Source organism: Edaphobacter sp. (assembly GCF_035532915.1).
Taxonomy (GTDB): Bacteria; Acidobacteriota; Terriglobia; order Terriglobales; family Acidobacteriaceae; genus Edaphobacter.
Genome location: NZ_DATKQC010000425.1, coordinates 1 through 4,499, shown reverse-complemented (window position 1 = coordinate 4,499; position 4,499 = coordinate 1). Strand labels below are relative to the sequence as shown.

At 57.5% G+C, this 4,499-nt stretch carries 7 protein-coding genes; 1 reads left to right on the top strand and 6 read right to left on the bottom strand.

Going from position 1 to position 4,499, the window contains the following annotated elements:
- From VMU57_RS19980 to VMU57_RS19955, 6 genes are all read right to left on the bottom strand, one after another.
- Window positions 1-290: hypothetical protein (locus VMU57_RS19980; protein WP_325386645.1), on the bottom strand; the 290-nt coding region annotated here is incomplete at its 3' end.
- Between the two features lie 11 nt (window positions 291-301).
- Complete coding sequence (locus VMU57_RS19975) at window positions 302-1,255, bottom strand: hypothetical protein (protein WP_325386643.1); 954 nt, start codon at window positions 1,253-1,255, stop codon at window positions 302-304.
- Window positions 1,252-1,734: a lytic transglycosylase domain-containing protein gene (locus VMU57_RS19970; protein WP_325386641.1), complete on the bottom strand. Its 483-nt coding sequence runs from the start codon at window positions 1,732-1,734 to the stop codon at window positions 1,252-1,254. The genes VMU57_RS19975 and VMU57_RS19970 overlap by 4 nt, the downstream gene beginning before the upstream one ends.
- Window positions 1,731-2,651 (bottom strand): MoxR family ATPase, encoded by a 921-nt coding sequence (locus VMU57_RS19965; protein WP_325386639.1) that lies wholly within the window; start codon window positions 2,649-2,651, stop codon window positions 1,731-1,733. Before VMU57_RS19965 ends, VMU57_RS19970 begins: the two co-directional genes overlap by 4 nt.
- Window positions 2,652-2,980: 329 nt before the next feature.
- Window positions 2,981-3,313 carry a helix-turn-helix domain-containing protein gene (locus VMU57_RS19960; RefSeq protein WP_325386637.1) on the bottom strand — a complete coding sequence of 111 codons (333 nt, stop codon included), beginning with the start codon at window positions 3,311-3,313 and terminating at the stop codon, window positions 2,981-2,983.
- A 167-nt stretch (window positions 3,314-3,480) separates the two neighbouring features.
- On the bottom strand, window positions 3,481-4,215 hold the full coding sequence (locus VMU57_RS19955; protein WP_325386635.1) for a site-specific integrase: 735 nt from the start codon (window positions 4,213-4,215) through the stop codon (window positions 3,481-3,483).
- On the opposite strand from VMU57_RS19955, the gene VMU57_RS19950 reads away from it, so the two are divergent.
- Window positions 4,210-4,458, top strand: coding sequence for a hypothetical protein (locus VMU57_RS19950; RefSeq protein ID WP_325386633.1), 249 nt, complete (start codon window positions 4,210-4,212; stop codon window positions 4,456-4,458). The two genes, VMU57_RS19955 and VMU57_RS19950, sit on opposite strands and share 6 nt — an antisense overlap.
- Window positions 4,459-4,499 lie beyond the last annotated feature (41 nt).

The following is a 4,499-nucleotide window of genomic DNA, read 5'->3' as shown; positions in this document are numbered from 1 at the left end:
GCCAACTTTCTTGGCGACTTGCTGATGGTCGCGGTCAAGACGAAGAAGAGCACCGCAACGGTGAATCCACCTCCGAGGAGGATGAGTTTGCCTTTGCTGATTCCGTCCGCTCCTTTGACATTGGCTCGTGTGGCAAACTTGACGCCTGGCTTCTCTCTGGCCTCGCGGTCTGCTGATTCGGGCGCCTGCACGAATCGTTGGGGGACCCCAGGGCCGGAAGCCTCAGCGACTTGAGTAGTAGGTAATCCAGCGTTTCCATTTTTGTTGTTGCCATTGACGTCGATAGTCACGGAACCCCCTTCTATTTGCCGTCTCCGGAAATGGGTGGAGTAAATGGCAGATGAATCAAGATCGGACGATCCACCTGGTCGGCCTGGGCGATCTCGAGAAATAGCTTCTCTGTTGATTCCTTGAAGTTGGGCCGGTCGAAGACGACCACACCATCGGCACGCTCTCCAGGCTCCAGGCGGGTTGTGCTCAACCTGTAGTCCCGAATCTCCAGCTGATCGGAAATGATTCCTTTGCCTTCCTTCTTTTTTTTCGTGACCTTGCGGCCCGTCATCTGGATCTGCGGCGGCACAATTTCGATCGGCTGATTCGAGCTGTTCAAGACCGAGTAGGAGATCATGGTCTCGTTGCTCAGCTGCCGCACGTCGCCGATCGATGTCTCGATCTCCTTGTCCGCCCATTTCGTCCATTTTGGAGCGTTCACGCTCTCTTGCTGCTTGAATGCTTCGTCGAGACTCGACAGCGGCGCCGAGTTCGCACCGGTGCTTCCATCTCCTCTGCCACGATCCGGATCCTTCGCTGGCACGCTCGGCGTTGCCGGGGATTCAGCGTCGGAGGGGATGAGGAAGCTCCGCGCCGTCCTGTATTCGATCAGGAAGTCAACCGGCTGGGCTTGGCTCGCAACCCCGGCGCCCTCGCTGACCAACTCCAACGAGACGTGCTGTCCCGATTTGGTTGCGATCAGGAGATTCGACTGCGCAGCCTCTTTAATGATCGGCTTGACGTAGACGTAGTCCGGCTCGCCCTCGTTATGCTCGGCCTTGAAGTCGCCCGGACTGCCGAGGATGACCGACGTGACCTCTTCGGGCATGCGAATCGTCGATTCAAACTCGGGCCGCAAGTGGAGGATCGTAACTTCTCGCGGATTGATCGTGATCGTGGCAACGCGCGCCCCGACCGGAACATCGGTCGCGCTCAGCCGCAGTGGAATAAGGAAGGCGATGGGGATGAACCAGCGAAGTTTCACCAGGTGGACCTCCTTGGCGGCCTCGCGGCCAGATACTTGCGAAAGATGTATCGCTGCCGGACGGCCTGAACGTAAGCCACAACCTCCGGATTGTGGTAATTCAGTTGCTCACGGGAGATTCCGCGGTCGCCGGCATAGTAGGCGGCGGAGACCAAACGCAGATCCCCATGGAACTCCCACATCAACGCCGTGACGTAACGTGTGCCCGCAGCGATGTTTTGTTCGACACTGAAGGGATCGAACGCGCCGTAACGCTTTGCGGTCGCCGGCATCAGTTGCATCAGCCCCATCGCTCCCTTGTTCGAAACTGCCCGAGGATTCCACCGCGACTCGACGTCGATCAATGCAGCGATCAACTCGGGCGGTACACGATAGTGCGCCGCGTACTGCCTCACAAATCCTGCCGCTGGCGCAGGATCGGCCTGCCCAAGGGCAAAACTGGGCAGCACGATCAAAAGCAGAAGCAAATACCGAATCATGATGTTGACCCTCCACGGAGTACCAGCGTCTGCGCGAATCTGGCTCCATCGTCGAGGAGGCTTTTGAATCCCTCGCGCAGCAGGAGGTGGCGGCGGTCCTTCTCGGTCTTTGCCAAAAAAGGCAGCAGGACATCGCGATGCTCCTCGGTCACGTGGTCGGTTCCAAGCAACTGCAGAGCATTGGCGAAGTCGATCATCTCCGAGACAGAGGGCGGCTTTTCCAGCGAATAATTGCGGAAGGAAAGAGCGATCCCTGCCATCTCTCGATGAAACGTCTCGTCGGCTTCGGGCGTTCGGCTGGCGATGATCTCGGACTCGCGCGCTGGTGTAGGATGCTCGACGCGGACATAGAGGCTGCGCCTCCGAATCGGATCACCCAATCGGCGCTCTTCGTTGCTTGTCAAGACAACGAAGGGAATACTCTTCGCGGTGACAGTGCCAAACTCGGGAATCGAGAGCTGCCAGGCGGAAAGTATTTCTAACAGCAAAGCCTCAAATCCCTCGTCGACTTTATCTATTTCGTCAACCAGCAAAACGCACGGCCGATCGCACTCGAGCGCACGCATTAGCGGGCCCGGCCGAAAGAAGTCCCGCCCCTTGAGGTTCGCCTGCACAGCTTGCCAGTTCTCGTGCTGGCCCCTGGAGAACTCCATGTAGAGTCGCTGCAGGCCTTCGTCGAAGCGGCCAATCGCTTTCTCCTCGGTCACGCCGCGGTAGCACTGCAGCCGTTCCACGTGGGTTCCGGCCGCGGCGGCAACGGAGATAGCAAGTTGGGTCTTGCCACTGCCCGCGGGACCCTCAAGCAGCAGCGGCTTTTGCAGCTTCGCAGCGAGGAAGACGACCTGGGTCATCACCGGATCGATGAAGTAGCCGGTGGCGGATAGCCTGTCGGACAATGTGGCAAGCGATTCAAACATCACGTTCTCCCCGCGGTTTCGCTGATTGCAGTATTGCTTGGGCCCAAAGGTTTGCCAGCGATGTGGCTCCCATCGCCGCCGTTATGAACAACAGCCCGCGGCTCCATATGTCCCCGGACCACGCTCTCCACACAGGCCAGCCGTAATACACAGTCACGAAGCCATCCGAAACTGTCAGTGAGGCCGCGATCACCAGATAACCCTCACGTTTGTCCACAGAAACTCCTCAAATGCGTGAACATGATCGGGTGGTTCGAAAACTCGGTCAAATCCTGCATCTACAAGCTGGAGGCCCCGGAACAAACCAGGGGATCTGACGAGTGAGAATTTCAACCTGCAATCTCCGCACTTCGCCGGCTGCTAAGTTGCGGAGAGGGCGGATCGATCCGTCGCGCCTGATAGAGGAGTCGTCCGTTGCGTTTCGTTGGATGGGCGCGGTTTTGTAACGAAATTGCTGCGGTTGGGTTCGTACAGGATTGGCCTCTCAGCCACTCAGCAACATCGTGAGGGTCAAATCGAACGCAATTGGCGATCTTGAGGGAAGGGATCTGGCCCTTGGCTGCCATCTTGTAGATTTGCTTCGCTGAAATGTCCAGGATGCGTGCGACATCTTCCACTCGCAGAGCCTCCTTCTTCTGTTCGACAACGTCGGCTAAGATCATTCGTTCCTCCTTGGAGAGACACGAGAGAAACCGGAGCCTCGTGGAGAAAATCACGCAGAATGCAATCTCGGTCAAATTGACGGAAATTGGCTTGGTGAAAACAACAAGCGCCGGGAGGTGTCCCGGCGCTCGTCACTGTCTCCGATGCTGCAATGCGGTTTCTGAGTTTATAGATTTTCGAGTGATGAAACTTGTGAAGCCTGTGCTGCCCCGCTGACAAGCTGAAGTCGCGGACGCTCCTGAGCGGCAAAATTCGCATTGACCTTTTCGATGACGGTGCTATTTCTGGCAGGTTTCAGATATCGGATGATGCTCTCCAGATTGCTCTGTCCCATCCACGTCATCACCGTTCGGAGGTCGACGCCGGCCTGGAGATGCGTCGTCGCAAAGGTCGCGCGGAATTTGTGCAGCCAGAAATCATCCTGGTTCAATCCGGCTTTCTTCGCGTTTCGTTTGAGCGCCCGAAGCATATGCGTAGCGCATTTGCCGGTTGCAGTGCTGAAGACCAAAGCCCTGTCCGAGGCCCGAGCGGCGGGCAGAGTCCGCCGGTAGTTCTCCAGCCGATCCAGCAGGAGCGTAGGAACCGGAACCTCGCGCTCCTTGTAGGCTTTCGGCATCCAGCGGAACTGGGGTTTCCAGCGCATCTCCACGACGTTCGAGTTGAAGTGGATATTCTCCCATTGGACGTGCATCGCCTCCTGTTCGCGAAACCCGCTCATGAGATAGAAGTCGTACTGCGTGCTGTGATAGAGCGAGCAGGCTGAGTGGAGTGCCAACAACTGGTGGTCTTCATAGATCTCGACCTCCTGATCGACGAAGCGAGGGCGGTCGTTCTTGCTGATGAGCTTCGGCACGCCCTGCGCAGCAAGGAAAGTGAGCAACTCGGCGAATTTATTGTGCACGGTGCGGGGCGCGAGTTCCTTCTCATCGCGCAGGAAAACGACGAAGCGCAGGAGATCCTTTCGCTCGATATCTTCGACGTAGGTCTTCGAGCAGCACTCTGTGAAATAGCTCAGGGAGAGGCAATATCCCAGCCAGGTCTTTCTCTGACGGGAGAGCTGAATGTCCTCGAGAAAATCCGCTTTGGCTGCGCGCAGACGCAGGCGGGTAGTTTCTTCTTCTTCGACGGGATCGGTGACGACTAGCCTGGATTCCCACGCCCGGTAGAAGGGCTAACAAAGCAGGG